1 protein-coding gene is annotated in these 744 nt (G+C 68.8%); it reads left to right on the top strand.

Annotated features, from left to right (window positions below; translation table 11 throughout):
- Positions 1 to 744 (top strand): phosphopantetheine-binding protein (locus tag E4K64_RS40045; protein ID WP_135167647.1); only part of this gene is annotated, 744 nt, incomplete at both ends.

Raw genomic sequence — 744 nt, forward strand, 5'->3', positions numbered from 1 at the left:
TCGGTGCGGTGGGCGAGCTTTACATTGGCGGGGCAGGGGTGGCGCGTGGCTACCTGAACCGCCCTGAACTGACTGCCGAGCGGTTCATCGCCAGTCCCTTTGTCGAGGGCGATCGGCTGTACCGGACCGGCGACCTGGCACGCTACCTGCCGGACGGCAATCTGGAGTTCTTAGGCCGCAACGACGATCAGGTGAAGATCCGCGGCTACCGCATCGAGCCGGGCGAGATCGTGGCGCGGCTTTGCGAGCACGCCTGGGTGCGCGAGGCGGTGGTGGTGGCGCGCCAGAGCGGCGCCGGTGACAAGCATCTGATCGCCTATGTGGTCTGCGCGCCCGAGGCCGGCTCGGACGAGGGCGATGCAGGCGGGCTTGCGGGCGCTTTGCGCGCGCACTTGAGTGCGCGGGTGCCGGACTACATGATGCCGAGCGCGTTTGTGCGGCTGGCGGCGCTTCCGCTGACGGTGAACGGCAAGCTCGATCGCAACGCGCTGCCGGCCCCTCGCGATCAGGCCTATGCGCTGGCGGCCTATGAGGCGCCGCAAGGCGCGGTCGAGACCGCGCTGGCGCGGATCTGGGCCGAGCTCCTTGGTGTCGAGCGCATCGGGCGCAACGACCACTTCTTCGAACTGGGCGGCCACTCCCTCTTGGCCGTGCAGATGTCGAGCCGGCTGTCACAGGCGGTCGGAGTCGACCTGCCGCTGTCGACGCTGTTCGCAAGGCCAGTGCTGAGTGACCTGGCGGCAA

The organism is Bradyrhizobium frederickii, from assembly GCF_004570865.1.
Lineage (GTDB): Bacteria > Pseudomonadota > Alphaproteobacteria > Rhizobiales > Xanthobacteraceae > Bradyrhizobium > Bradyrhizobium frederickii.